The organism is Treponema sp. R80B11-R83G3, from assembly GCF_054786115.1.
Genome location: NZ_BDHF01000593.1, coordinates 1 through 481, shown reverse-complemented (window position 1 = coordinate 481; position 481 = coordinate 1). Strand labels below are relative to the sequence as shown.

Below are 481 nucleotides of genomic sequence, written 5' to 3'. Positions count from 1 at the left end.
AGGCAGAAAAAAGGTTGCTGAAATCCTGAAATCCGGTATTGATCCTTCTTGGCTTTCCGGGGCTTTTACATATCCTGAATACATTGCAGAGGCGATACAAGAAAACTACCCGAATAATCCGCAAAATGAAAAAACAAAATTGTTTATTAAGCTTCTTTCCGCAGATGACAGAATAGAGATGTTTCCACAATGGCGGCAAGAACAGGCAGCCTGCACAGCAAATAAAAAAGCGCGTAACAAACTAGAAGCCGCAAAAAACAAAAGCCCCACGAAGTGCGGCATTTGCGGGAATAAGAAACTTATTGCCGGATACGAATGCTTTAAATGCGACAAGTGCGGCGCGGTATGCGATTTTGAGAATGGAAAGTGGGAGTGGAAGAAATGAAAACGAAAACGCCGTTTAATCTTACTGAAGAATTAAATAAGGTTCGTAGGAGATGAAAATTTGACGCCCGAAGGACGCATCAAAGCTGACTGTCTG

1 protein-coding gene is annotated in these 481 nt (G+C 42.4%); it reads left to right on the top strand.

The features are described from left to right. A partial coding sequence (locus ACYVRH_RS15125) for a hypothetical protein (RefSeq protein WP_461257673.1) occupies positions 1–385 on the top strand: 385 nt, incomplete at its 5' end. Positions 386–481 lie beyond the last annotated feature (96 nt).